Source organism: Halobacillus sp. Marseille-P3879 (assembly GCF_900240285.1).
Classification (GTDB): Bacteria; Bacillota; Bacilli; order Bacillales; family Halobacillaceae; genus Halobacillus_A.
This window is the reverse complement of record NZ_OESS01000002.1, coordinates 559,515-585,976: the sequence shown is the minus strand read 5'-3', so window position 1 is coordinate 585,976 and position 26,462 is coordinate 559,515. Positions and strand designations below refer to the sequence as shown.

The following is a 26,462-nucleotide window of genomic DNA, read 5'->3' as shown; positions in this document are numbered from 1 at the left end:
CTGCGGCTTAAAGACAGCGCAGGTTTTTTATCGTTACGATTGCGGTTCTTCTTTATAATCACACTCTGTACACTGAATTTGAGTTCCCTTTTTCGATTTTTTTTCAACGAGCAGGGATTCACATTTCGGACAAGGTCTTGAAATGGGCTTATCCCAGGAAATAAATTCGCATTCAGGATACCTTTCACAACCAAAGAATTTCCGGTTTTTCTTACTTTTTCGTTCAACTACTTCGCCTTTTTTACATCTTGGACATGTAACATCGATTTTCTTTAATATCGGCTTTGTATTGCGACAATCCGGAAAATTGGAACACGCAAGGAATTTTCCATAACGTCCCATCTTATATACCATTTCATGACCGCACTTCTCACAGTCTATACCAGCAGGTTCATCTTTGATTTCTATATGCTCCATTTCCTGCTCTGCTTTTTCGAGCCGCGGCTGGAAGCCTTGATAAAATTGTGAAATGATCGAGACCCAATCCTGCTTTCCCTCTTCAATGGAGTCAAGATCATCTTCCATATCCTTTGTGAAAGCGACGTCAATTATCTCAGGAAAATACTCTTTCAGCTGCTCAAGTACGATTTCACCCAATTCTGTAGGTACAAACCTTTTGTTATCAAGAGCTACGTACCCTCTTCGCTGAATCGTATCAAGGGTTGGAGCATAGGTAGAAGGACGGCCGATTCCAAGCTCCTCGAGCGTTCTCACTAGACGTGCTTCTGTGTAACGCGGCGGCGGCTGGGTGAAGTGCTGATTCGGTTTAATAGCCTCCGCCTTTACTGTCATCCCTTCTTCTAGATGCGGAAGCAGTTTATCTTTTTCTTTCTTGTTATCATCACGGCCTTCGACATACACTTTCATAAATCCTTTAAATTTCACCTTTGACCCTGTAGCCCTGAACTCCACCCCGTGATTATAAAGGTGAACCGTCATCGTATCCAGGACAGCCGGCGCCATCTGACTTGCAATAAATCGGTCCCATATTAATTTGTAAAGTCGATACTGATCGCGCGACAATAAACTTTTCATAGCTTTAGGGTCTCGGTCTGCTCCAGTTGGCCGGATGGCCTCGTGTGCATCCTGGGCCCCGCCTTGTTTTTTCTCGGTTTTATTTTTTGAAAGATATTCGCTCCCAAAGTTCTCCTGGATATAATTCTTGGCATCTTCTTTAGCAGAATTAGAAAGTCGAGTTGAATCAGTACGCATGTAAGTGATAAGCCCGGTAATCCCTTGTTTCCCTTTTAGATCAATTCCTTCATACAGCTGCTGCGCAACCATCATCGTTTTCTTTGCTCTGAAATTGAGTTTGCGGGCAGCTTCCTGCTGTAAGGAAGATGTAGTAAAAGGCTGAGAGGGATTCCTTCTTCTTTCCCTCTTATTCACTTTCTCAATCGTAAACTCATCGCCCTTCATCTGCTCCTGAATTTTTTTTACATCATCTTCTGTTTTAAGTTCTTTTTTCTCGCCGTCTATTCCATAGAACGATCCTTCAAAACTTTCTTTATCCTTTAAGAAATCTCCATCAATCGTCCAGTATTCTTCAGGTTTAAAATTTTTAATTTCATTTTCCCGGTCAATAATAATTTTTACAGCGACGGACTGTACACGTCCTGCGCTTAAACCTTTTTTAACTTTTTTCCACAGTATCGGACTAATATTGTATCCGACCAGCCTATCGAGAATTCTTCTCGCTTGCTGCGCATCTACTAAATCTGAATCAATGGTACGAGGCTGCTTAAATGAATCTTTGATTGCATCTTTAGTGATCTCATTAAATACAACTCTGCATTCAGATTTATGGTCTATGTTCAGGCTGTGTGCCAGGTGCCAGGCAATAGCTTCCCCTTCGCGGTCGGGGTCGGCAGCCAGGTAAACACGTTTAGCTTTTTTTGCAGCTGTTTTTAATTCTTTTAACACAGGGCCTTTCCCGCGTATTGTAATGTATTTAGGTTCGAATTCGTTTTCGACGTCCACACCCATTTGGCTTCTTGGTAAGTCTCTTACGTGTCCTAAGGACGCTTTAACTTTGTATTTTTTTCCAAGGTATCGTTCAATCGTTTTTGCTTTAGCAGGTGATTCAACGATTACGAGATAATCTGCCATGTAGTTTCCTCCCATAGAGGTTTTTCTGTATTTATTTATATATATCACAAATCTTCCCTATTATTAAATAGAATGAAACCGTTTGTCAAACTTCCATTATTAAATTATTCTTTCCTTCATGGCTTTTATCCCTTTATCAGCCTGCTTTTTTTAAAATTTTAATTTTTCACACAGTAAGCGGATATAATGTCCTCATAACTTTGAACTAGTTTGGCCCCCTGTTGAATAATGTGGTGACACCCTTCACTTGTTAACGAGCCGATGGGTCCTGGAAAAGCGTACACATCACGCCCCTGTTCCAATGCCTGGTCTACTGTAATTAAAGATCCACTTCTCAAACGGGCTTCGACCACCAGAGTAGCTTCTGAAAGCCCTGATATAATGCGGTTTCTCTCTGGAAAGTGATACTTTCTCGGAGGGGTGTCCGGGGGATATTCACTTACCACTATTTGATGTTTGGTTAAATGCTCAAACAAATTGAGATTATTTTTAGGATATAGATGGTTAAACCCCGACCCTATTACAGCGATCGTTTTCCCTTGATTCGACAGTGCTATTTGATGAGCATATTGATCTATACCCATAGCCATTCCACTAACAATAGAAAAACCAGCTTTGACAAGGGGAGGAAGGATTTTGTTCATAGCGGGAAACGCATAGTTTGAAGGAGTTCTAGTACCGACTATACTAATATTTAATGGATGAAGAAGAAGAGAGGGATTACCTGAAGCGTAGAGAACTAATGGAGGATCAGGGATGGTTCGTAAAGAAGTTGGATACTCTTTGTCAAACCAGGTGATATAGTGGTATTTCTTACGGTTTTTGTCGAGTTTCTTCATTATATTAGTGTTTGTCATAAAATGATAAATCTTTGTAGATTTTGAATAAGGGATTTGGACAGCATCTGCAAATTCTGCAGTGGAAATCTTATAAATGGAAGCAAGTAAATGTTCAGTTTTTAATACTTTTCTCAATATTGAACGTGATACATCAGGGCATTCATGCAGGATAATTAAATTGTCTTTTAACGTCTTCATTACTCGTCCTCATTTCATTAGGGTATTAGTAAACCGTGCCTTATAAAGGCACGGTTTTTTGAGAATTAATGAGTTTTACAAGTGTCAAAGAGGTTCTCTTTTTTCAATACGTCTATTAAAGTTTCCCCCATAACAGAAGGAGTATCCGCAACCTCAATGCCGCATTCATTCATAACACGGATCTTTTCGTCAGCTGTACCTTTACCACCAGAGATAATGGCACCGGCATGCCCCATACGTTTTCCAGGAGGTGCTGTACGGCCACCGATAAAGCCTACGACCGGCTTATCCATATTGGCTTTTACCCATTCAGCTGCTTCTTCTTCGGCTGTACCACCTATTTCCCCTATCATAATGACTGCTTTCGTATCGTCATCTTCATTAAATGCTTTGAGTACATCAATAAAGTCAGTACCGTTTACAGGGTCTCCGCCAATCCCTACAGCAGTAGACTGACCAAGTCCTGCTTCCGACAGCTGGTGAACAGCTTCATAGGTTAATGTACCTGAACGGGAGACAACACCAATGTGACCTTTTTTATGGATATAGCCCGGCATGATTCCAATTTTACATTCATCAGGTGTGATGACCCCAGGGCAGTTAGGTCCTACCAGGCGTGTCTTTTTGCCTTCCATATAGCGCTTCACTTTAACCATATCCAGTACAGGGATATGCTCTGTAATACAAATCGCCAGGTCCATCTCTGCATCCGTTGCTTCCATAATGGCATCTGCAGCAAATGGCGCAGGCACATAAATAACAGAGGCTGTTGCTCCCGTTTTCTCAACCGCTTCAGATACAGTATTGAAAACCGGGATGCCTTCTACTTCTGTTCCGCCTTTACCAGGTGTAACCCCGCCGACGATATTTGTTCCATATTCAACCATTTGCTTTGTATGAAAAAGGGCTGTTGATCCAGTAATCCCTTGCACAATCACTTTTGTATCTTTATTAATATATACACTCATTCTATTCCCCGCCTTTCTACTTCACTAGTTCTACGATTTTTTGTGCACCGTTTGCCATGGAATCTGCTGAAGTAATATTTAATCCGGATTCATCAAGAATCTTCTTACCGGCTTCTACGTTTGTCCCCTCAAGTCTTACAACTAAAGGAAGTGTCAACCCAATTTGTTTCGTTGCCTCAACTACACCTTCTGCAATAATGTCACATTTCATAATTCCGCCGAAGATATTAACGAAAATCCCTTTTACATTATCATCTGACAAAATAATTTTGAACGCTTCCGTTACTTTTTCTGTCGTTGCTCCGCCTCCAACATCCAGGAAGTTGGCAGGATCCCCTTTATAGTGCTTAATCGTATCCATAGTGGCCATAGCAAGCCCTGCACCGTTAACCATGCACCCGATGTTTCCGTCAAGTGCAATGTAACTTAAGTCATATTTAGATGCTTCAATTTCTTTTGGATCCTCTTCATCCAAGTCACGAAGTTCAGCAACATCCTTTTGACGGTACAATGCGTTATCATCAAAGTTTAATTTAGAGTCTAATGCAAGAACCTCTCCGTCTCCTGTTGTAACGAGCGGGTTGATTTCTGCAATAGAACAATCCTTTTGTACGAAAACGTCATAAAGTCCGAGCATAAATTTAACCGCTTTTCCTAGTGCTTCTTTTGGAATGTTAATATTAAATGCTAAGCGGCGTGCCTGGAAAGGCGTTAGGCCTGTTACAGGATCGATAACTTCTTTAAAGATCTTCTCAGGCGTTTTTTCTGCTACTTCTTCAATTTCTGTACCGCCTTCTTCTGAAGCCATCATCGTTACTTTACTAGTGGCACGATCTAATACTAAACCGATGTAGTACTCACTTTTAATATCGCAGCCTTCTTCAATTAGTAAGCGCTTTACTTCTTTACCTTCAGGGCCGGTCTGATGGGTTACAAGCGTTTTCCCCAGTATTTCTTCAGCGTATGTACGCACTTCATCAAGATTCTTTGCAATCTTAACTCCACCGGCTTTTCCCCGTCCGCCTGCGTGGATTTGTGCTTTTACTACAGTGACACTGCTATTTAGCTTTTTAGCTGCTTCAACAGCCTCATCTACAGAATATGCCACATGGCCTTTTGGCACTGGAACGCCAAAATCGCTCATAATTTGTTTTCCTTGATACTCATGAATATTCATGTTTCATCCTCCCATCAAATTTCACTGCATTATCATTGTATAAAAAAACCTCAACAATTGTCCACACTAACCTTTTTTTCTGTCGAAATTTTCAAATTAGTTTACCGACACTTAATTATGTAAACTTATAGATTCATTTCTTTACATTCTGATCGGATTGATAGATAAACGCAAATACTTCTACTACTACGTGGTAAAGTTCCTCGGGAATCTGTTCATCTATGTTTAATTCTGACAGCAGCTCTACCAAGCTTGAATCCTTTTGAACGGGAATCCCCTATCCCCTGTTAATCAATTGCTGTACCATAGATATGTTTAGTGCAGTAGGGCTCTTGTCAACGGCTTTAAGCACTTTAATGATATTTTCGGTAGAACTTAAAGGCCTATCTGATATTACTTTTAGTACAGAGTTATTGTTTATTTGCTTTACCTGCATTAAATAATGTTCTCCACTTGTTAAAGAAGCATCTAACTGAGCTCTTAACTTCTGGTTTCCAATTTGAACAATCGCCTGTTTTTTGGGCAGCATGTTAACCACTTTTCCAGTCACATACTGGCCTTCCTTTAAAGTAACCTGGTCTCTTTCGCCATTTGATTGAATGATTGAAATAAAGCAGTAATTGTAGAACTCACTTTCTTATGCCTCCTATGAACCGATCCTTTCTCTTACAGGCGCAAAGCTCTTGCGATGATAGGGGGTAATGCCGTGTTCGCCTAAGGCATCCAGATGACTTTTCGTTCCATACCCTTGATTCGACTCAAAGTGATAATGGGGATATTCTTCTGCGAGGTTTTTCATAATGCTATCTCTTGTTACTTTAGCGATAATACTGGCTGCCGCAATAGAAACACTTCTCTGGTCCCCTTTAACTATCGATTCCTGCTCGCATGACAGTTCTCCTAGTCTCATGGCATCAATTAATAGTTGATCCGGCTTAACACCAAGCTGCTCAACTGACCTCTGCATAGCTAGCTTAGTTGCACGATAAATATTAATTTGGTCAATTTCCAAATTTGAAACTATCCCCACTCCGATACGGGCATGTGCTTGAATAAAATCATAATATTCTTCTCGTTTATGTAAAGGTAATTGCTTTGAATCATTAAGTCCCTCTAAAAAGAAGTCATCCGGAAGAATAACTGCTGCTGCTACTACAGGTCCTGCCAGCGGGCCTCTTCCAGCTTCATCTATCCCTGCAATAAATTTTTTACCTTTTGCTTTATAATAGTATTCATAACTCTTCATTTCTTCAAAACGCAGTTTCAACTTTTTCTTTGCCTGAATCTGTCGATCATGCCGGGCGACCAGTTTTTGAATACCTATTCGTTCATCTTCCCTGTAAGCCTGTAGTTCTTCCTCTGTTAAATTTCCTGAATCGAACCTTAATTTAATTTCTTTAATCGTACTGTTTGAATTCAAAACTTTCACTCCATCATACTTTATATCGGCATTCGTAAATAGAAATAAATAAGAAAAACGCAATTGAATATAAAGCTATCATTGCGTTTTTCTTCCATTATTCAGGTTGTTCGAAGCTGATTAACCCAAGTTTTCCTGTGCGGAGGTCCTGGAGGATAATATCAGCTGTTTTCTCATAATTAACGACCCCGCCGGTTTCAAGACAACCCCGCTTGCGGCCGATTTGTTCAAAAGCTTCCATAATATCATCGTAGGAAGAAAAACCATACCTTTGTTCTAATAAATCAGGATAGTGGCTGCTGACGTAATCAAGAATATAAGCAGCTACATCCTCTTTAGGTAAGATGGTGTCCTTAATCGTACCTATTGCGGCTAATCGATACCCAATTTCTTCATCTTCAAATTTAGGCCATAAGATCCCCGGCGTATCAAGAAGCTCAAAGTCCTTTTTCACTTTAATCCATTGCTGTTTCTTTGTAACTCCTGGTTTATCTCCCGTCTCAGCCGTCTTCTTATTAGCCAGCCGGTTAATTAACGTAGATTTACCAACGTTGGGAATGCCAAGAATCATTGCTCTCAATGGACGCGGTCTTATCCCTTTAGCCTTTAACTTTTCCATTTTCTCCCTGCCGAGATCCTTACCAGCCTGAATGACTCGTTGTATATCCTTCTTATTATTAGCTTCGATAGCTATGGCCGTAACATTCTGTTCAGCATAATAATTGATCCAGTGATCAGTTAACGAAGGATCTGCCAGGTCTTTTTTCATCATAACTACCAATTTCGGCTTATTTTGCAGTAATAAATGCAGCGATGGATTTTCTGAAGAAAAAGGAGCTCTTGCGTCGACTAATTCAATTACAAAATCAACTAATTTTAGTTTTTCTTCTGCTTCTCTTTTTGCTTTGGCCATATGCCCCGGGTACCACTGAATTGTCATGATATTCCTCCTCAGTCTAGCAGACCTATACGATTAAGCGGCCAGTAGGAAAATATACCTTCTCCTACTAATTGATCGTAAGGTACCATCCCAATAGAACGGCTGTCTGTTGAATTATTACGATTGTCTCCCAGAACCAGTACAGTGTCTTCGGGGACAGTGTCATGTCCGCCTGGAAGTTCCTCAATTGTAAAATTTTCAGTTAAGTGCTCCCCTTCAGGAAGCGATTGTTTCTGGTTCTCTAAATACGGTTCTTCAACCTTCTCACCATCTATATAAAGCTCGTCCCCCTGCACAGCTACCTCTTCTCCAGGCAGACCAATCACACGCTTAATATAATCCTGCTGATCGGTTGCATGAAATACCGCTATATCAAATCGATCAGGCTCTCCAAGCGAGTAATTAATTTTACTGACGATCAAATGGTCTCCATTATGTAAATTGGGTGACATGGAAGGTCCTTCAACGACTACAGGAGCAAATAAAAATACTCTGATAATCACAGCCAGAACAGCAGCAATCGCGAAAGCCTTTATCCATTCTAACCACTGCTTCTTCTTCATAAAATCAATCCTTTTCAAGAAATGCGCTAACATCTGCCGACACACGAGATCATAAACAAACCGCAAAAAAGAAGCAGGCTTCTTATGTTACGAGTTTCTAAAAGGCGCAGCAAGACAATTACAAATGCGCAAAAGTCTTGGAAGACACATCCTGCGATAAGTCAGACTTCCCACAGATTGTAAAAGTATAGCTGAGAATTTAGAAAAAAGGAGCTTGACGATGCAAGCTCCTTTTCGCTAAATTAGATAATTTCTTTAATACGAGCAGCTTTACCTCGCAGGTTACGCAAGTAGTACAGCTTAGCTTGACGTACTTTACCACGACGAGAACGCTCAATCTTAGCAATACGTGGTGAATGTAACGGGAATGTACGCTCTACACCTACACCGTAAGAAATCTTACGTACTGTAAATGTTTCGCTGATCCCACCGTTTTGGCGCTTAATTACAACACCTTCGAACACCTGAATACGTTCACGGTTACCCTCGACAACCTTCACGTGTACTTTAACAGTATCACCTGGACGGAAGTTAGGGTGGTCTGTACGAAGCTGTTCCTTCGTAATGTCATGAATTAGTTGTTGCATTGTTTTCACTCCTTCTTAACTAATGCTCTTATCTTCTAAGAGAAAGCGGAACATCGTTTTTAAACTTAAACCGAACGTTTAAGCACAACAGATAATATACCATAGAATTCTAATTTTCGCAATAGAATTCGGTTATTTCCATTCATCCAGCCAGGCTTTCTCCTGCTCAGTTAGTTTTCTGTGTTCCAGTAGATCCGGCCTTCTTTTATAAGTTCTTTTCAAGGATTCATAATGCCGCCATTCTTCGATTTTTGCATGATTTCCAGATAGGAGCACCTCAGGCACTTCTCGGCCCCGGAATTCTCTCGGGCGAGTGTAATGGGGGTGTTCCAGCAGCCCGCTGGAAAAAGAGTCTTCAGGAGCAGATTGTTCATTACCAAGGACATCCGGAAGCAGACGGACAACTGAATCGATTACTACCATTGCTCCTAACTCCCCGCCGGTTAAAACATAATCTCCGATCGAAATTTCATCTGTAACGAGTTCCTGCCTGATCCTTTCATCATACCCTTCATAGTGACCACATAAGAAAATAAGATGTTCTTCCCCGGCTAATTCCTCTGCTTTCTTTTGAGTATATGGCTCTCCCTGTGGACACATTAGCACAATTCTTGATTCAGCAACCGTCGTTTGCTTTGCAGCTTCAACAGCATCAAAAATAGGCTGAGGTGTGAGCACGAGACCTGCGCCTCCCCCATATGGATAGTCGTCTACCTTATTATGCTTATTTTCAGTATAGTCCCTGAAATTAACTGTTTGATAAGAAACAGCTCCTTTGTCTAAAGCCCTTTTCATAATAGACTGTTCCATAACACCAGGAAACATTTCTGGGAAAAGTGTCAGAATATCTATATGCATTAGTCCAGCAGCCCCTCTATTGGATCAATGATAATCTGTTTTCCTTCAGTATCCACTTCTTTAACAACCTCTTCGATATAGGGAATAAGTGCATCCTTAGCCTTTTCACGCTTTACTACCCACACATCGTTTGCCCCGGGAGTTAAAATTTCTTTGACTACACCGATTTTCTCTCCCGAAGTCAAGTAAACGGCGGAACCAATAATTTCATGAAAGTAGAATTCGTGTTCAGCCAGCTCTAATTGTTCATCTGAAGAAATTTTCAAGAAGCCATCCCGAAACCTCTCTACATCATTAATTGTAGGGTGGTTTTCAAAACTTATTAAATCAAACCCTTTATGGATCCGGTGACTTTTTATGATAAGTTCTTCCATAACCTTATCATCATTCGTCCAATACAATAGCTGTCCGGGCTCAAACCGCTCATCAAAGTCAGTAATACGACGCACCTTTACTTCGCCTCTTATTCCATGAGTATTGATAATCTGCCCGACATTTAAATATTGTTCGTTCATCTTATAACCTACCTCGCTCGTATAACAATTCCATCTTTAATTACGATTTCCCGATCTCTAATAAGTTCTTCGTAGTGGTCGCCTTCTTCTATATTTACCAGTGTTTCTACTTCGTCCACTTTTAATTCTTCCCCATTCGGCAGTGTATCTAACTGGCCGATTTGATATTGCAATCTTTTCATCCGTTCCTTACGAAGACGAATTTCTTTATTAAAACGCTGGCGGACTTCATTTTGGTTATACTCTTTGTTTCTTTCAATTTTTTTCTGTTCAAACTGAAGCTGCTGACTTTCATTATCCAGCTGATCATACTGTTTATTAAAACGATCCTTCAATGCTTGTCTGCTCGTATCCGTTAAGATTTGCTTGACGGGTATTCGTTTGATAATCTGCATGATATTCCTGCCTCTTATTTTAATTTTTTATGTTAAAAAAAGGGAAAGGTTTCCCCTCTCCCTTTTCTTACATGATATCCAAATAGATTCGCTTACTAGCATCTGAGCCTGCCGCATAAACCACCGTCCGAATTGCCTTAGCAATTCGACCGTTCTTTCCAATCACCTTACCAACATCTTCTTTGTGAACTGTTAAGTGATAAACAACTTTGCTTTTCTCTTCCTTAACGTTTACTTCGATCTCTTCTGGATGATCTACAAGCGGTGTAACGATCGTTTCGATCAAGGCTTTCATGATATCACGCTTCTTTACTTATTGTTTTTTTTATCGTGGAACTGCTTCATGATTCCTTCTTTAGAGAACAGATTGCGAACAGTATCGCTTGGCTGTGCACCATTAGACATCCAATCCATCGCTTTATCAGCGTCAATGTCAACATGTACTGGGTTAGCTACAGGATTGTACGTTCCGATTTGTTCAATAAAACGTCCATCACGAGGAGAACGTGAATCAGCAACTACTACACGGTAAAATGGGTTACGTTTAGAGCCCATGCGTTTTAGGCGGATTTTTACTGCCATATTTAACTACCTCCATTAACTTTCTTTAATAAATTGTTTCGCACAAGTTTAGATTTTAGCAGATGTTCTCATGTGTGTAAAGGTTTTTTACATTACATAAAAGGAAATTTCATTCCTTTGCCTTTCTTTCCTTTTGTATTACTCATCTGCTTCATCATTTTTTTCATGTCTTCAAACTGTTTCAAAAGACGGTTCACTTCTGAAACAGATCTTCCTGAACCTTTGGCAATCCTCTTCTTACGGCTGGCATTCATTAAAGATGGATCCTGTCTCTCAGCCTTAGTCATCGACTGAATAATTGCCTCGACATGGACGATCTGTTTATCATCAAACGAAGCATTCTGCAGTCCCTTCATCTTATTAGCTCCAGGGATCATATTAATGAGTTCATCAAGGGGCCCCATATTTTTCACCTGATCCATTTGTTCAAGGAAATCCTCAAAAGTAAAGGATGCATTACGCATCTTCGACTCAAGATCTTTCGCCTGTTGTTCATCTACTTGAGTCTGAGCTTTTTCAATTAGCGTCATCACATCGCCCATACCGAGAATCCGCGATGCCATTCGCTCGGGATGGAATTGTTCCAGCTGGTCAAGTTTCTCTCCCATCCCGGCAAACTTAATTGGTTTACCGGTAACTGCTTTAATTGACAAGGCAGCACCACCGCGGGTATCTCCATCAAGCTTGGTTAAAAGCACCCCTGTTACGTCCAGTTGTTCATCAAAACTTTCCGCTACATTTACAGCATCCTGCCCCGTCATAGCATCGACTGTAAGAAATATCTCATCAGGACCTACCGCTTCTTTAATCCGCTGCAGTTCTTCCATCAGATCTCCGTCCACATGCAGGCGTCCGGCTGTATCAATGATAACGTAGTCGTTATGCTCTTCTTTTGCTTTCTCTACAGCCTGCCTGGCTATATCTACAGGATCTGCATCTGTACCTTGAGAATGAACGGGCATGTCCAGTTGCTTCCCGAGGGTTTCCAGCTGTTGAATAGCAGCCGGACGGTATATGTCTGCTGCTGCTAAAAGAGGCTTGCGGTTATAATTTTTCCGCAGAAGGTTTGCAAGCTTTCCCGTAGTAGTTGTTTTACCTGCACCTTGTAAACCAACCATCATGATAACAGTGGGTGGACGCTGGGCCACGGCAATTTTACTCTCATTGCCGCCCATTAACTCTGTAAGTTCATCTTTCACAATCTTTATTACCTGCTGGCCAGGTGTTAAACTGCCCATTACTTCTTCGCCAACAGCTCGTTCGCGAATGCGCTTCACAAAATCTTTTACTACTTTAAAGTTTACATCTGCTTCTAGAAGGGCAAGTCTGACTTCTCTGCTCATTTCCTTTACATCTTGCTCAGAAACTTTCCCTTTCCCTTTAATCTTTTGTATCGATTGTTGTAAACGGTCGGATAAACCTTCAAAAGCCATCGAAGGAACCCTCCTATTCTAATTCTTGTAGTTGCTGGAGCCACTTATTTAGATTATTATCACTTGCTGCTCTGTTCTCCATTTGGTGAAAAATTTGCTGACGTTTTTCGAATTTTTCGTATAAATGGAGTTTATTCTCATATTCCTCCAGCATGGCTTCCGTTCGTCTGATGTTATCATAAACGGCTTGCCTGGAAACCTCAAAGTTCTCTGAAATCTCACCTAAAGAATAGTCTTCCAGATAATATAACTCCATATAGTTCCGTTGTTTTGGAGTGAGTAACGATTGATAAAAATCAAACAAATAATTAACCCGCGTCGTTTTTTCCAGCACGTTTATTCACTCCTTGTTAAGTGAAATGCCTTTACATACAAATACTAACCGAGTTGACTAAGCAGTGTCAAGACTTAAAGCTCTCCTTGCTCAGTCTCCTGTTCTTCTATCATATCTGCGAACAGCCCATAAACAAAGGCGTTGGCGTCAAATGTTTCTAAATCAGTTACTTTCTCACCCAAACCTACTAACTTAACGGGGATCCGCAGTTCATTTCGGATAGCGAGGACGATGCCTCCTTTAGCAGTTCCATCAAGCTTAGTAAGAACAATTCCAGAGACGTCTGTGGCTTCAGAAAAGGTTTTTGCTTGACTCATTGCATTTTGGCCTGTTGTTGCATCAAGTACCAGCAACACCTCATGCGGTGCCCCCGGAATCTCCCTCTCAATTACCCGCTTCACTTTAGATAATTCATTCATTAAGTTAACTTTGTTTTGCAATCGGCCGGCTGTATCACAAATAAGTACATCGGCTCCCTTAGACTTTGCAGACTGAATTCCGTCATAAATGACAGCAGCAGGATCACTCCCCTCATTATGCTTAATCACATTCACACCAGCTCGTTTTCCCCACTCATCCAGCTGATCAATGGCTCCAGCACGGAACGTATCCCCCGCTGCAAGGGTCACTTTTTTACCGTCAGCCTTTAATTGATGGGCCAGCTTTCCAATAGTGGTAGTCTTTCCAACTCCATTTACACCTACGAATAAATAAATGGTCAAACCATCGGAATTCGTGGCAAGCTCTTCGATATCTGCTTCCATTTCTTCTCCGTAATACAGCTCTACAAGCTTCTCCGAGATCACTTCTTTAACCTGCACCGTATCTTTTATATTTCTTCTCTTTACTTCCATTTCCAGCTCTTCTATCATTTCCATTACCGCATTAACACCTACATCTGCCGAAATAAGCACTTCTTCCAGCTCTTCAAAGAAATCTTCATCTACCGTACGGTATTTAGCCACTAAATCATTAATTTTTGAAGTGAAAGAATCTCGTGTCTTGGCTAATCCTTTTTTAAACTTAGAGGCGATGTTTTCTTTTTCACCGGCCTCCTCCCCGGTTTTATCAGGAAGAACAGTGGAATCTGCCTCATAAGCTTGATCACCATGCCCCACATCGACCTGCTGATCAATAAGTTCATTCTCCTCGGGAGTCTCTGTTTCACCTTCTAAATCTGTAGATGGTTTGCTTTCAGGTTCATAATTATGCTTTAAAGACTCTTTTAATTGTTCGTTCTCTTTTTCTTTTTCTTCGACTTCATGAGGTTCAAGTACGAACTTCTCTTTTAATTTCTTGAAGAAACTCATCGTCTCATCCTTTCTACGCTTCCATTAATTCTGCCGTTTCTTCTAACCTTACGGAAACCAGTTTAGAAACACCTGATTCCTGCATGGTTACACCATATAATACATCGGATTCTTCCATTGTACCTTTACGGTGAGTAATAACAATAAACTGGGTCTGTTCACTGAACTCCTTTAAAAATTTAGCAAAACGATTCACATTCGCTTCATCTAAAGCTGCTTCAACTTCATCCAACACACAGAAAGGCACAGGACGCACACGTAAAATGGAGAACAACAGCGCAATGGCAGTTAAAGCTCTTTCCCCGCCTGACAGCAAACTTAAGTTTTGCAGTTTTTTGCCTGGAGGCTGAGCGACTATATCAACCCCTGTTTCCAGCATGTCCTGAGGGTCTGTTAATTTCAGATCGGCTTGGCCGCCGCCGAATAAATCTTTGAAAACCTGACCAAATTCCTGCCTTATTTTAGTGAAGGTATCTTCGAAGCGGCGTTTCATCTCATAATCCATTTCGTCAATAATGGAATGGAGCGTATCTTTAGCTTCCTGAAGATCAGCCTGTTGACCAGATAAGAAGTCATAACGCTCTACAATGCGGTCGTATTCATCAATTGCACCAAGGTTGACCGTCCCTAATTCATCAATAGCTTTCTTAATCAGTTTTACCTGAGTAGAGGCCTGATCGACGTTTTCGACACGTGAGAATTCTTTTTGAGCTTTTTCGAAGGTTATCACGTATTCGCTCTGTAAATAATCAAGCATGTTTTCCAGTTCTACATCTAGACGATTTGCTTTGACTTCTTTTTGCTGCAGATCCTGAACATAATTCTGGTGTATACGCTGCTTTTCTTTTAGTTCCTTTTCTTCCTGCTGGACGGATAAAGAAAGCGAATTTCTTTCCTGCCGCCGGTCGTGGATCAGTTGGCTTGTTGTTTCTTTACGGCGTTTTGTCGTTTGCATTTTCTCTTCAAGATCTTCTTCAGTTTCGTTCGACTCAGCAACCTCAAGCAGTTGGGAATAGGATTGACGATTCTGATTCACAGCATCCTGAAGCTTTTTCAATTCCTGTTCCATCCGATCCGTTTTTTCCTGCTGGTTCGCAACTTTCGACTCCTGCTCAACTTGCTTCATCTTCAGTTGCTGATGCCGCTCCCGAAGCTGTTCTTCATCATCCTTTTGCCGTTCTTTCGTTTTTGTTAAATGGTCAATCTGATTTTGTAGCTCTTCAAGTTTATGGTTAAGATGGCTTAGTTCTTCCTCTAATCCTAGAAGGCGTTCGTCAACTTGTTTTTTATCATTTGTGAATTGAGATTGATCTTGATCATAAATGACTAATTGATCGTTTAAATGGTCAATTTTTATTTGAAGTTCCCTCTTATACGATTGCTGTTCAAATTCTTTATTTTTCACCGCGTCTAATTGAGATTGCAGATTTTCAATCGACTGCTGTTTATCTGTAATATTATGTTTTAATTCTTTTACCTTCTTTTCCACATCCTGAGCTTTCTTATCGAAGGATTCAATTTTACCAGTCAGTTCTTGTAATTCTTTTTCTCTTGTGAAAAGGGATTGATTGGATTTCTTTTGTGCCCCTCCAGACATTGAACCTCCTGGGTTAACGACATCTCCCTCTATAGTCACTACTCTAAATTTACGGTGTAGCACACCGGCAATCACGTTAGCGTGCTCCAGCGACTCAGCAATCACAATATGACCTAATAAATGCTTAACAGCAGGCGCATAATCCTCGTTAAAACTAATGAGATCAGAAGCAACTCCAACAAACCCTTGTTGATCAGCCGCCTTCTCCACAGCCTGATCAGGTACAAACCTTGGCTGGATGGTAGACAGCGGTAAAAAGGTCGCCCGCCCTTTGTTATTCTTCTTCAGCCATTGAATAGCCTGGCGTCCTTTTGATTCATCTTTAACGATCACATGCTGAGCTTGAGCACCCAGGGAAGTCTCTATAGCAGTAAGAAGGCGGGAAGGTATGTCAATCACCTCAAGTACAGCACCTTCAATCCCTTCAAGCCTGGCCTCTTCTCTAGCTTTCAACACTTCTCTTACTCCTTGAAAATATCCTGAAAAATCCTCTTTAAGTTCTTCGAGCATTTCCTGTTTCGAACGAAGCTTTTCCAAGTACTGGTATCCCTGGTACAGTTTATTCTGCCATTCATCGTAAGAACTTTCATCATTGGCAAGCTGACGCTGATAATTAGTGAGAGTTTCTTCTAATTTAAATCGTTCATTCGTGTGATCGTTAAGCTCTTTACTAAGACGGTCAAATTCAGACTGCAGTTGGCTGCGTTCCTCATTCAATTCCTTAAATTTACCCTGCTGCATACCTTTTTTACTATTGAGCTGCTCTAACTGGCGTTCTAAAGATTGCTTCTCATTCCGTTTTGCAGCTTGACTATTTAATAAATCTATATACTCACTTTTTAAGTCTTCTATTTGAGCTTCGATGTTTTCAGTTCCATTATGAAGAGCTTTTTTTGTCAGCTCTATTTGTTTTTTTGTGTCCTTCTGTTCACGTTTTACTTCTTTAAGCTTATTATTCTCTGCATACACTGTTTTTTCCAATGAAGCAATTTCAGCAGTAATACTATTATATTCTTCCTCAAGTTTTGTTTTGTTTTCAGAAAAATGCTTATGACGCTCTTTTATTAATTCTTTTTTACCTTCGACATTCTCGAGCTCCCGCGTCAATGAAAGTAGAGTTTCCTGCAAGTCCTCAAGTGACTCATCAAGCGCCAGGATATGATCTCTTTTTTCTTCAATCGATGTTTCTTTTTTTTGCAGATCTGCCTTCAATTCTTCCTCTTGTTCCTTCACTTGCTCTAAATCTTTTAACAGCTGTTTCCATTCATAATGCGTGTCTTCAATTTGTGTAATTAACAGTGAAACTTCAATTTGCTTTAATTCTTCTTTTTTATCCAGATAGTCTTTTGCGATTGAAGCTTGTTCTTTCAAAGGCTCTAGTTGTATATCAAGCTCGTGGATAATATCTTCCACTCGATTTAGGTTTTCCTGTGTTTCAAACAATTTATGTTCTGCCTTTTTTTTCCTTTGTTTATATTTAAGTACACCGGCTGCTTCTTCAAATATAGAGCGTCGTTCTTCTGCTTTAGAGCTGAGTATTTCTTCGACTTTACCCTGGCTGATAATTGAAAAAGCTTCACGTCCAAGACCGGAATCCATGAATAAATCTACAATGTCTTTTAACCGGCATGATTGATTATTTATATAAAACTCACTTTCGCCTGATCGATAAACCCTTCTCGTCACGCTGACTTCTTCAAATTCTAGAGGAAGTGTCTGTTGTTCATTATTTAGTGTAAGGGTTACTTCTGCCATGTTTAACGCTTTTCTCGTATCACTTCCTGCAAAAATGATATCTTCCATTTTTGCCCCGCGCAAAGAGCGAGCTGACTGTTCCCCTAATACCCATCTGATGGCATCGGTAATATTGCTCTTCCCGCTGCCGTTCGGGCCTACTACTGAGGTCACTCCAGAAACAAATTCTACCGAGATGCGCTCAGCGAATGATTTAAATCCTACCGTATCTAATCGTTTGAGGAACATACTCATCCTCCTGTGTATCACTATTTTAACTTGTCTATTTTATCATACCCCATAAGAAAAAGGTAAGTGGAGATCGATTTAGAAAAGCAAATCTTTTTTAAGGGTTTTAATATGACAGAAAATATTTTATGATATGTTATAACCCCTAGAGAATAGTTGAGGAGGAAAATTGTGAGTCTTCAAGAGCCTACCAGAGATAATCTAAACTATATTATTGACGATATGGCTGATCGTCTTCAAGTTGTAAACCGTTCGATTATGGATCCCGAGGACTATGACTTGGACAAATATAGTGAAATTAAATCCCTTCACGACATCATCCAATCGAAGGGTCAGCTGAGTGTTTCCGAGATTCAGGCATTTGTACAGGAATTAGGAAACTATCGTAAGTAAATAATGCACCAAAAAAACCATTTCTTTAATAGAAATGGTTTTTGTTTACTTATCGAATTGCTCCATTGTTAAGGAGAGCCTGATGAGCAGCTTTTTGTTCAGCTTCTTTTTTTGTTCTCCCCACTCCAATGCCTACGGTTTCATTCTGCACACTTACATGAGCAATGAATTCCCTGCTATGGGCAGGTCCTCTTTCTTCAACAATTTCATACTCTATACGGCTGTTTCGATCTCGCTGTATGTATTCCTGAAGCTGACTCTTAAAATCCATCGCATGAGAAAAAGCACCACTTTTAATTTTAGGATACACATAAGTATTCAGGAACGCCACTACTTGGTCAAAACCCTTATCCAGATAGACAGCTCCAATGAAGGCTTCAAAAACATCCGCCAACAAAGCTGGACGATTCCGCCCGCCGGTCATTTCTTCGCCTTTCCCTAAGAGAATGAACTCCTGAAAATTCAATTCATTTGCAAACTTGACTAACGAGGCTTCACAAACAATCGAAGCTCTCAGCTTTGTAAGTTCTCCCTCTGCCATTTCAGGAAATTCTCTGTATAAATATTGCGATACCCCTAGTTCAAGGACAGCATCCCCTAAAAACTCAAGACGCTCATTATCCTCACGGTCTGTTTTGCGGTGCTCATTCACATAGGATGAATGGGTAAATGCCTGTTCCAGTAACGTAACGTCTTTAAAATGAATATTGACTTTTTCTTGGAAACTGGAAAAATCCTCCATAATTCACCTTGTCCTTTTCTCGAAATTGATCTATATAGGAAAGGCTGCCTGCAAAGCAGACAGCAATTCATAAGTTACGACTGGCTGTTTATGTAGTTCACAGCGTCGCCAACTGTATTGATTTTTTCAGCTTCTTCATCAGAAATTTCCATATCGAACTCGTCTTCAAGCTCCATTACTAATTCAACAACGTCAAGAGAATCCGCTTCTAGATCTTCTTTGAAGGAAGCTTCCATTGTTACTTTTGATTCGTCTGCATCAAGACGATCGACAATGATCTGTTTTACTCTTTCGAATGTATCTGCCATAGGAACTTCACCTCCCTTCAATCATTATAGTAAATTTTAAAAAGGAAAACCAGACAAATTTTACATCACCATACCACCATCAACATGGATGGTCTGACCAGTGATATATCCTGCATCTTCTGAGGCTAAAAAGCGAACCACGCCAGCTATATCTTCGCCGCTTCCAAGTCTTCCCAATGGAATTAAGGAAAGCATTTGTTCACGCTGATCTTCGGTAAGCTGATCTGTCATATCTGTGGTAATGTAACCAGGAGCCACAGCGTTAACTGTAATGTTTCTAGAAGCCAGCTCTTTAGCATTGGATTTGGTTAAACCAATCACACCGGCTTTAGCAGCTACATAGTTCGCTTGGCCAGGATTTCCTGACACACCTACGATGGAAGAAATATTAATGATCCGTCCATATTTCTGTTTCATCATTTGTCGGGTAACACCTTTTGTACAGACGAATACACCTTTTAAATTTGTATCGATAACATCGTCAAATTCATCTTCTTTCATTCTCATCAACAGATTATCTCTGGTAATACCCGCATTATTCACTAATATATCCAGTTTTCCGAATTGATCGACAACTTCCTTGACCATCGCTTTAACATCATCTGAGTTGGAAACATTGGCTTGAATTTTAATGGCTTCTCCGCCATTTTTTTTAATTTCCTGAACAACTTCCTCAGCTTTTGCTTCACTTCCCGCGTAGTTTACTGCTACTTTAGCACCTTTTAAAGCTAACTCAAGTGCTATGGCACGGCCAATACCACGAGAAGCTCCTGTAACGAGGGCCACTTGTTCGTTCAACATTAAGAATCCTCCTTATACCAATCTATAAAACTTTGAAGAGACTCCGGATCCTGAATGGAGAATGTCTTTGTCCTCCGGTTTACTTTCTTAACTAACCCGCTAAGCACTTTTCCATGTCCTACTTCTACAATCGCATCGAGGTCTGCTTCTACAAATTTTTCTAAGATCTCTTCGAACCGTACAGGAGAATATAACTGTTTTATTAACAATTCCCCGATTTCTCCTGGTTTTGTTACAGGTTCCGCGGTGACATTAGCATAGACAGGACATTGAGCAGCAGTGATCGAAACTTCCTTTAAGTTCGCTGCAAACTCTTCACTAGCAGGCTCCATTAAACGGGAATGGAAAGGACCGCTTACATTTAACGGAAGAACTCTTTTTGCACCTGCTTCTTTTAACAGGTGAGATGCTTTTTCCACACCTTGAGCTGTACCTGAAATTACGATTTGTCCAGGACAGTTAATATTAGCCAGATCAACAGGCTCACTTTCGTCAAAGTCTGCCAGTACTTCCTCAATATTCTCTTTTGATAATCCTAAGACAGCAGCCATTGCCCCCTGTCCAGTAGGAACAGCTTCTTCCATCAATTTACCTCTTGTATGGACAAGCTGAACAGCCTCTGCAGGGTTCAGTGAACCTGCAGCGACGAGTGCGCTGTACTCACCCAGGCTGTGGCCGGCTGTCATTAAAGGAGTTACCCCTTTTTCTTCAAGTACTTTAGTAATCCCTACACTGTTTAAGAGAAGTGCAGGCTGAGCGTTTTCCGTTTTTGTTAATTCCTCTCCCGGGCCTTCAAACATGAGGGAAGTTAAAGAATACCCGAGCTTCTCATCCGCCTGGTCAAATAATTGTTTCACATTATCGTAAGTTTCATACATTTCCTGGCCCATTCCAACTTCCTGGGACCCTTGTCCTGGAAAGATATAAGCTACCTTTTTCAATCGTCTGCACCTTCCTTTGCCACTTCTTTTAATGTGGATTCAATTGTAGTGGTCACATTTTCTTCAATCATGTGACAAGCTTGTTTGATCGCATTGAAAATCGCCCTTTCATTAGATGAGCCGTGAGCTTTAATAACCGGAGCCTGTAAACCAAACAATCCTGCCCCTCCGTATTCTGAATAATCCAGCTGATTTTTCAGCTGCTTTAAATCATTCTTTACAAGGCTGGCTGCAATCTTGGATTTAAAGTTCTGCATGAAAGTAGATTTTATCATTGAGAACATCGTTAAGGCTGTACCTTCAATTGTTTTCAATGCGACGTTTCCTGTAAAACCGTCAGTTACGACAACATCAGCGGCGCCATTAAGAAGATCACGAGCCTCTACGTTGCCTATAAAGTTTATTGGCGCATCCGCCATTAATTCAAAAGCTTTCTTCGTTAGTTCGCTTCCTTTTCCCTCTTCTGTTCCAACGTTTAATAAACCGACACGGGGAGAAGACACTCCTCTTACTTTACCGCTATAAATTGAACCAATGACAGCGTATTGAAGCAAGTGATTAGGTTTTGCATCAACATTTGCTCCTACGTCCAGCATTAAAAAGCCTTTGCCATCTTCCGTAGGCAAAGTTGGACTTAGAGCAGGCCTCTCTACTCCTTTTAACCTTCCAATACCAAACAGTCCCGCACTCATTAAAGCTCCTGTGTTTCCAGCAGAAATACATCCATCAGCTCTTCCCTCTTTGACCTCTTTAGCCATCAATACCATAGATGCCTGCTTCTTTCTTCTCACAGCCCGGACCGGTTCATCGTCAGCCGTTATGGATTCTGTCGTATGTATAACATTAATATTCGTTGAATCATTTAAGAAAGGATTGATTTCTTTCTCATTTCCTATAAGAGTAATTTCAAGCCCTTTTATTGAATGAACAGCTTCCAATGCACCTTTCACAACCGCTTCGGGTGCATTGTCACCTCCCATTGCATCAATTGCCAGCTTCATTATTCATTCATCTCCTTAGGGTCATTTTCGCGAAACATCTTAAATGACCCTGCAAATACTTCGTCACTTTCCACATAACTGTGTACATCTACTATCGTTCGCCCTTTATGATCTTCACCTTTTACGAACGCTTTCGCTACCACACGCTCTCCCAATTTAACCGGCCGGGTAAACCGGATACTCGATCCAGCAGTCAGCGCAAGTTCATCATTAATTACAGCTACGGCTAAGGAATTAGCTTGAGCAAATAAATGATGTCCTCTGGCTATACTGTTTCTGGAAAAAACGTGTTCCGGCTTTATGTCTAAAATGGAAATTGCCCGCTCATCAAGTTCCAGATCTATTACTTCTCCAATAACTTCTTCGATTGGCAGAGCTTTAACCGTTTCATTCCATTCATGAGTAGCAACAGATTTAATACGTTCACGCAATTCCGGGATAGAAAGTTCCATACGGTCAAGCCGTATTGTCTGGATACTAACATTAAAACGGCGTGCCAGCTCTTCATCTGTAATAAAAGGCGTTTCTTTGATCGTGTCCTTTAATTCGCTCTGTCTCACTTGTTTGGATCGTTTCATCCTATGTCCCACCGTTCATTCGCCAATTATGACTAGGTACTAATAGTAATATATAATACCTTTTTTAATAACGCAAGGATCTCGAAGAAAAAGCAAATCACGAAAACCAATCGGAATTTTCTTTTAATCCAATACTTTTCCGGATATATGAGGATCCTTCTCGATCATCTGCTTGAGAGCTCGATATTCATGATTTTTTTCCAGCAGATTACCCGAAATAATTTGGGCAGCATCTTGTCTTGCTGTTTCTAGAGCTCGGTAATCATGAACCATATCTCCTACTTTAAACTCTGGCATGCCGCTTTGTTTTCTTCCGAAGAAGTCCCCTGGTCCTCTAAGTTTTAAGTCTTGTTCTGATAATTCAAATCCATCAGTAGTTTCCGTCATTATCCGCATACGCTCCTTCCCTACGTCTCCTTTAGGGTCAGCAAGTAATATACAATAACTTTGCACATTTCCTCTTCCTACGCGCCCTCTCAACTGATGCAGCTGTGACAGACCGAAACGTTCGGCGTCATGAATAACCATGACGGTGGCATTTGGAACGTTAACCCCTACTTCAACAACCGTTGTAGAAACCAGGATTTGTACTTCATTTGCAGCAAAGCTATGCATGACTTCTTCTTTTTCATCATTAGATAAACGCCCATGCATAAGACCAACATGTACACCCGGTTCAAAAATATTTGAAAGCTGGTCGTATAAATCAATAGCATTCTGAATATCCAGCTGATCCGATTCTTCAATCAGCGGACAGATTACATAAGCCTGCTGGCCTGATTTAATCTGTTTTTGTATGAAGGCAAGGACTTTATCTGTAAGTTGTCCCTTTACCCAGTACGTTTCAACTGGTTTCCTCCCTGCGGGCATTTCATCTATTACAGATACATCCATATCTCCAAAAGCTGTGATGGCCAACGTTCGAGGTATAGGCGTAGCTGTCATAAATAAGACATCAGGATGGAGTCCCTTATCTCGGAGCGTTCTCCGCTGATTCACTCCAAAACGATGTTGTTCATCTACGATTACGAAACCGAGACGGTTAAAGTCTACTTCTTCCTGGATTAAAGCATGGGTTCCTACAATGAGATCTACATGATGTTCTTTGATCTCACTTAGAATTTGTCTTCTTCGTTTCCCTTTAACTGAGCCAGTCAGCAAAGCAATCCTCAGCCGATCCCCGAACATTTCCTGCAGGGATGCTGCGTGCTGCTCTGCTAAAATTTCAGTAGGGACCATAAGAGCAGTCTGACGTCCTGTTGTAATAGACGCATACAAAGCAATCGCTGCAACGGCTGTTTTTCCGGAACCTACATCTCCTTGCAGCAGCCGGTTCATCCGGTAAGGATTTTTCATATCCTGTAAAATCTCACTAAGTGCACGCTTCTGCGCACCGGTTAGTTCAAACGGAAGTGACTGAACAAACTCTGTTAATCGCTCGTTATCATAGTTCTGGGCATTTCCAGTTGTTGATTCACGCTGTAATTTTCTTAGTAACTGCATTTTTAATTGAAACACTAAAAACTCTTCATAAATGAACCTTCGTTTTGCATGTTTTAATAAGACACGGCTTTGAGGATAATGCATTTGTTCAATTGCCTGCTGGCGCTTAGGAAGCTTGTAGCGGATAATTGTATCCTCAGGCAGAATCTCTTCTACATCTTCTAAGTAATCTTCCAAAGCAGCCTTAATTACTTTTCTTAAGGTGACTAGTGTAACACTTTCTTTTAATGTATAAACCGGCTGAATCGGTTCCTGACTCTGTGCTGACCCTTTTTTGTACTGGCTGACTGTGATTTGCATTCGGTGCTGATCCCATTTACCTGTAACTGTCACCGTATCTCCGGCACTCAGCTGTTTTTTAGCAAATGAACGGTTAAACATGACAGCTTTTACAGCAAATTGATCAACTTGTAGAGTCATGGTTAAGCGTGACTTCTTTTTTCCATAAAACTGAACGACCGGTTCAGAGGTCAACTGCCCCTCAATCGTTGCTTTCTCTTCATGCTGAAGTTCAGTTAATGGTTTAATTTCATATGAATCGTAACGATAAGGAAAATAAAATAATAAGTCATGAATGTCAAAAAGCCCAAGCTCGTTTAAATGAGCTTGAAGCTTTTCCCCAATTCCTTTCACTTCGCTAATCGATAAATTTAGTCTACTGTTCATTAATCGGACTCCCATAAATTTTGGCTTCAAGTTTCCTGCCGGTTAAGGTATCAGCAAGCCCCCCTTGAGCAGTCTCTCTAAAAGCACTTGGCATCCTTTGTCCTACCTTATACATAGCGTCAATTACTTCATCACAAGGAATACGGCTTGTAACACCGGCTAATGCCATATCTGCGGCGACCACTGCATTGGAGGCACCCATCGCGTTTCTTTTCACACAAGGAACTTCTACCAGACCGGCTACTGGATCACAGATTAATCCCAGCATGTTCTTCAGCGTAATAGCCATCGCTTCAGCGGATTGAGACGGAGTACCTCCAGCCATTTCTACGATAGCCGCCGCTGCCATTCCAGCAGCAGAACCTACTTCCGCCTGGCATCCTCCAGCAGCACCGGAAATCGAAGCATTATTGGCAACAACGAATCCAAAAGCTCCCGCAGTGAACAAGTATCGTACCATCTGCTCACGTGTCGGATTTAATTTATTTTTAACGGCGAACAGAGTCCCAGGCACGCAACCGGCACTGCCAGCAGTCGGGGTGGCACAAATGGTTCCCATTGCTGCATTCACTTCATTTGTGGCCACAGCTTTACTAACAGCATCCATAAGTAAATTACCTGACAGAGGTTCATGGTCACGCATATAATTTTGAATCAACACAGCATCCCCACCGGTAAGACCGCTGTGAGATTTCACTCCCTGCAACCCATCTTCTACGGCTTTTTCCATAACATCTAAATTTCTTTCCATCTGGCTGAAAATTTTTTCGCGATCTACTTGTTTTACTTCCATTTCCTGACGAATCATTATTTCAGAGATTGGAATATTTTCTTTTTCTGCCCGTTCTATTAATTCAGCAACATTTTTAAACATCAGAATACCCCTTTCTAAAGGCACTTTCCTATTAAATAGAAAGCGAGCCTGATCTAATCGGAAATACGGGCGACCTGGGTGATATGGTCTGCTCGTTCTAATTCGTTTAATACAGTATCTTCAATATTCTGATCCACCTCAATGACCATTAACGCCTGCTCTCCCTGAGCTTTTCTTGATACTTCCATTCGACCTATGTTGATTTCATGGCTTGCAAGAATAGATGTGGCTGATGCTATTGCTCCATAGCGGTCATTATGAATTAATAGAATCGCAGGATGGCTGCCTGATAGTCTGAGTTCAAACCCATTAAGCTCAGTTATTTCAGCTTTACCTCCGCCTATTGATATGCCGACGAGCTCTAATTCGCCTTCTTTATCCCCAATAACAAGCTTTGCAGTATTAGGATGGTCTGTATTCGCTTCTTCTTCATAAAAATTAATTTGTATGTTTTTATGTTTAGCTATATCAATCGAGGAGCTCATTCGTGTGTCGTCCGTCTCGAAATCTAACAACCCGCCTATAATAGCTACGTCCGTTCCGTGACCTTTATATGTTTGAGCAAAAGAACCGAAGAGATGGACGTAGATGTATTCCGGCTCCCGTCCAAATAAATGCCTAGCTGCTCTCCCAATCCTGGCGGCGCCAGCCGTGTGTGAACTTGAAGGGCCGATCATAACGGGCCCAATAATATCGAATACTGATCTATATTTCATACGATCACCATCCTTACCGTTAATAGGTAAACGCTTTCTATAATCCGATTACCGATATATATTTTACCATATTTCCATGAAAATTCATTAAAATAGTTAGATATATTGATTATTTCTGCCAGAAAGAGTAA

The 26,462-nt window shown here is 40.9% G+C and carries 28 protein-coding genes and 1 pseudogene; 1 reads left to right on the top strand and 28 read right to left on the bottom strand.

What is annotated here, in order from left to right:
- Nucleotides 1–33: 33 nt before the first annotated feature.
- The 19 genes and pseudogenes from topA to smc form a co-directional block, all read right to left on the bottom strand.
- The gene (gene topA / locus C1A12_RS10730) at nt 34–2,109 is read right to left on the bottom strand and encodes a type I DNA topoisomerase (protein WP_101843873.1); all 2,076 of its coding nucleotides are present in this window, start codon (nt 2,107–2,109) and stop codon (nt 34–36) included.
- A gap of 158 nt (nt 2,110–2,267) precedes the next feature.
- On the bottom strand, nt 2,268–3,146 hold the full coding sequence (gene dprA, locus C1A12_RS10725; RefSeq protein WP_101843872.1) for a DNA-processing protein DprA: 879 nt from the start codon (nt 3,144–3,146) through the stop codon (nt 2,268–2,270).
- Between the two features lie 65 nt (nt 3,147–3,211).
- Nucleotides 3,212–4,114 carry a succinate--CoA ligase subunit alpha gene (gene sucD, locus C1A12_RS10720; RefSeq protein WP_101843871.1) on the bottom strand — a complete coding sequence of 301 codons (903 nt, stop codon included), beginning with the start codon at nt 4,112–4,114 and terminating at the stop codon, nt 3,212–3,214.
- A gap of 16 nt (nt 4,115–4,130) precedes the next feature.
- Nucleotides 4,131–5,291 (bottom strand): ADP-forming succinate--CoA ligase subunit beta, encoded by a 1,161-nt coding sequence (gene sucC / locus C1A12_RS10715; RefSeq protein WP_101843870.1) that lies wholly within the window; start codon nt 5,289–5,291, stop codon nt 4,131–4,133.
- Between the two features lie 133 nt (nt 5,292–5,424).
- A pseudogene (locus tag C1A12_RS21665) lies at nt 5,425–5,565 on the bottom strand (EscU/YscU/HrcU family type III secretion system export apparatus switch protein); the annotation flags it as partial.
- A 3-nt stretch (nt 5,566–5,568) separates the two neighbouring features.
- Complete coding sequence (locus C1A12_RS10710; RefSeq protein ID WP_101843869.1) at nt 5,569–5,841, bottom strand: hypothetical protein; 273 nt, start codon at nt 5,839–5,841, stop codon at nt 5,569–5,571.
- A 96-nt stretch (nt 5,842–5,937) separates the two neighbouring features.
- Nucleotides 5,938–6,711 (bottom strand): ribonuclease HII, encoded by a 774-nt coding sequence (locus C1A12_RS10705; protein WP_235001586.1) that lies wholly within the window; start codon nt 6,709–6,711, stop codon nt 5,938–5,940.
- A 97-nt stretch (nt 6,712–6,808) separates the two neighbouring features.
- Complete coding sequence (gene ylqF / locus C1A12_RS10700; protein ID WP_101843868.1) at nt 6,809–7,651, bottom strand: ribosome biogenesis GTPase YlqF; 843 nt, start codon at nt 7,649–7,651, stop codon at nt 6,809–6,811.
- A gap of 11 nt (nt 7,652–7,662) precedes the next feature.
- On the bottom strand, nt 7,663–8,214 hold the full coding sequence (lepB, locus tag C1A12_RS10695) for a signal peptidase I (RefSeq protein WP_101843867.1): 552 nt from the start codon (nt 8,212–8,214) through the stop codon (nt 7,663–7,665).
- Nucleotides 8,215–8,456: 242 nt separating this feature from the next.
- On the bottom strand, nt 8,457–8,801 hold the full coding sequence (gene rplS, locus C1A12_RS10690) for a 50S ribosomal protein L19 (RefSeq protein WP_101843866.1): 345 nt from the start codon (nt 8,799–8,801) through the stop codon (nt 8,457–8,459).
- 132 nt (nt 8,802–8,933) lie between these two features.
- Nucleotides 8,934–9,659 (bottom strand): tRNA (guanosine(37)-N1)-methyltransferase TrmD, encoded by a 726-nt coding sequence (gene trmD / locus C1A12_RS10685; RefSeq protein WP_101843865.1) that lies wholly within the window; start codon nt 9,657–9,659, stop codon nt 8,934–8,936.
- Nucleotides 9,659–10,174, bottom strand: coding sequence for a ribosome maturation factor RimM (gene rimM, locus C1A12_RS10680; protein ID WP_101843864.1), 516 nt, complete (start codon nt 10,172–10,174; stop codon nt 9,659–9,661). Before rimM ends, trmD begins: the two co-directional genes overlap by 1 nt.
- A gap of 8 nt (nt 10,175–10,182) precedes the next feature.
- Complete coding sequence (locus C1A12_RS10675; RefSeq protein WP_101843863.1) at nt 10,183–10,569, bottom strand: YlqD family protein; 387 nt, start codon at nt 10,567–10,569, stop codon at nt 10,183–10,185.
- Nucleotides 10,570–10,636: 67 nt separating this feature from the next.
- Nucleotides 10,637–10,864: a KH domain-containing protein gene (locus C1A12_RS10670; RefSeq protein ID WP_101843862.1), complete on the bottom strand. Its 228-nt coding sequence runs from the start codon at nt 10,862–10,864 to the stop codon at nt 10,637–10,639.
- Between the two features lie 14 nt (nt 10,865–10,878).
- Nucleotides 10,879–11,151: a 30S ribosomal protein S16 gene (gene rpsP / locus C1A12_RS10665; RefSeq protein WP_101843861.1), complete on the bottom strand. Its 273-nt coding sequence runs from the start codon at nt 11,149–11,151 to the stop codon at nt 10,879–10,881.
- A gap of 92 nt (nt 11,152–11,243) precedes the next feature.
- A complete protein-coding gene (ffh, locus tag C1A12_RS10660) occupies nt 11,244–12,584 on the bottom strand; it encodes a signal recognition particle protein (protein WP_101843860.1) in 1,341 nt (446 codons plus the stop codon).
- 13 nt (nt 12,585–12,597) lie between these two features.
- Nucleotides 12,598–12,918 (bottom strand): putative DNA-binding protein, encoded by a 321-nt coding sequence (locus C1A12_RS10655; RefSeq protein ID WP_101843859.1) that lies wholly within the window; start codon nt 12,916–12,918, stop codon nt 12,598–12,600.
- Between the two features lie 74 nt (nt 12,919–12,992).
- Nucleotides 12,993–14,228, bottom strand: coding sequence for a signal recognition particle-docking protein FtsY (ftsY, locus tag C1A12_RS10650; protein ID WP_101843858.1), 1,236 nt, complete (start codon nt 14,226–14,228; stop codon nt 12,993–12,995).
- Between the two features lie 13 nt (nt 14,229–14,241).
- A complete protein-coding gene (smc, locus tag C1A12_RS10645) occupies nt 14,242–17,808 on the bottom strand; it encodes a chromosome segregation protein SMC (protein WP_101843857.1) in 3,567 nt (1,188 codons plus the stop codon).
- A 171-nt stretch (nt 17,809–17,979) separates the two neighbouring features.
- On the opposite strand from smc, the gene C1A12_RS10640 reads away from it, so the two are divergent.
- Nucleotides 17,980–18,201, top strand: coding sequence for a DUF1128 domain-containing protein (locus tag C1A12_RS10640; protein ID WP_101843856.1), 222 nt, complete (start codon nt 17,980–17,982; stop codon nt 18,199–18,201).
- 49 nt (nt 18,202–18,250) lie between these two features.
- On the opposite strand, the gene rnc is transcribed toward C1A12_RS10640, so the two are convergent.
- From rnc to sdaAB, 9 genes are all read right to left on the bottom strand, one after another.
- Entirely contained in the window at nt 18,251–18,943 is a 693-nt protein-coding gene (gene rnc, locus C1A12_RS10635) for a ribonuclease III (RefSeq protein WP_101843855.1), read from the bottom strand.
- A gap of 74 nt (nt 18,944–19,017) precedes the next feature.
- Entirely contained in the window at nt 19,018–19,251 is a 234-nt protein-coding gene (acpP, locus tag C1A12_RS10630; protein WP_101843854.1) for an acyl carrier protein, read from the bottom strand.
- A 60-nt stretch (nt 19,252–19,311) separates the two neighbouring features.
- Complete coding sequence (fabG, locus tag C1A12_RS10625) at nt 19,312–20,052, bottom strand: 3-oxoacyl-[acyl-carrier-protein] reductase (RefSeq protein ID WP_101843853.1); 741 nt, start codon at nt 20,050–20,052, stop codon at nt 19,312–19,314.
- A complete protein-coding gene (gene fabD / locus C1A12_RS10620; protein ID WP_101843852.1) occupies nt 20,052–20,993 on the bottom strand; it encodes an ACP S-malonyltransferase in 942 nt (313 codons plus the stop codon). The genes fabG and fabD overlap by 1 nt, the downstream gene beginning before the upstream one ends.
- Nucleotides 20,990–21,994, bottom strand: a complete 1,005-nt coding sequence (gene plsX / locus C1A12_RS10615; protein WP_101843851.1) for a phosphate acyltransferase PlsX — start codon at nt 21,992–21,994, stop codon at nt 20,990–20,992. Before plsX ends, fabD begins: the two co-directional genes overlap by 4 nt.
- Entirely contained in the window at nt 21,994–22,572 is a 579-nt protein-coding gene (fapR, locus tag C1A12_RS10610; protein WP_101843850.1) for a transcription factor FapR, read from the bottom strand. The genes plsX and fapR overlap by 1 nt, the downstream gene beginning before the upstream one ends.
- 123 nt (nt 22,573–22,695) lie before the next feature.
- Nucleotides 22,696–24,741: an ATP-dependent DNA helicase RecG gene (gene recG, locus C1A12_RS10605; RefSeq protein ID WP_101843849.1), complete on the bottom strand. Its 2,046-nt coding sequence runs from the start codon at nt 24,739–24,741 to the stop codon at nt 22,696–22,698.
- Nucleotides 24,731–25,615, bottom strand: coding sequence for an L-serine ammonia-lyase, iron-sulfur-dependent, subunit alpha (sdaAA, locus tag C1A12_RS10600; RefSeq protein WP_101843848.1), 885 nt, complete (start codon nt 25,613–25,615; stop codon nt 24,731–24,733). Before sdaAA ends, recG begins: the two co-directional genes overlap by 11 nt.
- A 53-nt stretch (nt 25,616–25,668) precedes the next feature.
- Entirely contained in the window at nt 25,669–26,331 is a 663-nt protein-coding gene (gene sdaAB, locus C1A12_RS10595) for an L-serine ammonia-lyase, iron-sulfur-dependent subunit beta (RefSeq protein ID WP_101843847.1), read from the bottom strand.
- Between the last annotated feature and the right edge of the window lie 131 nt (nt 26,332–26,462).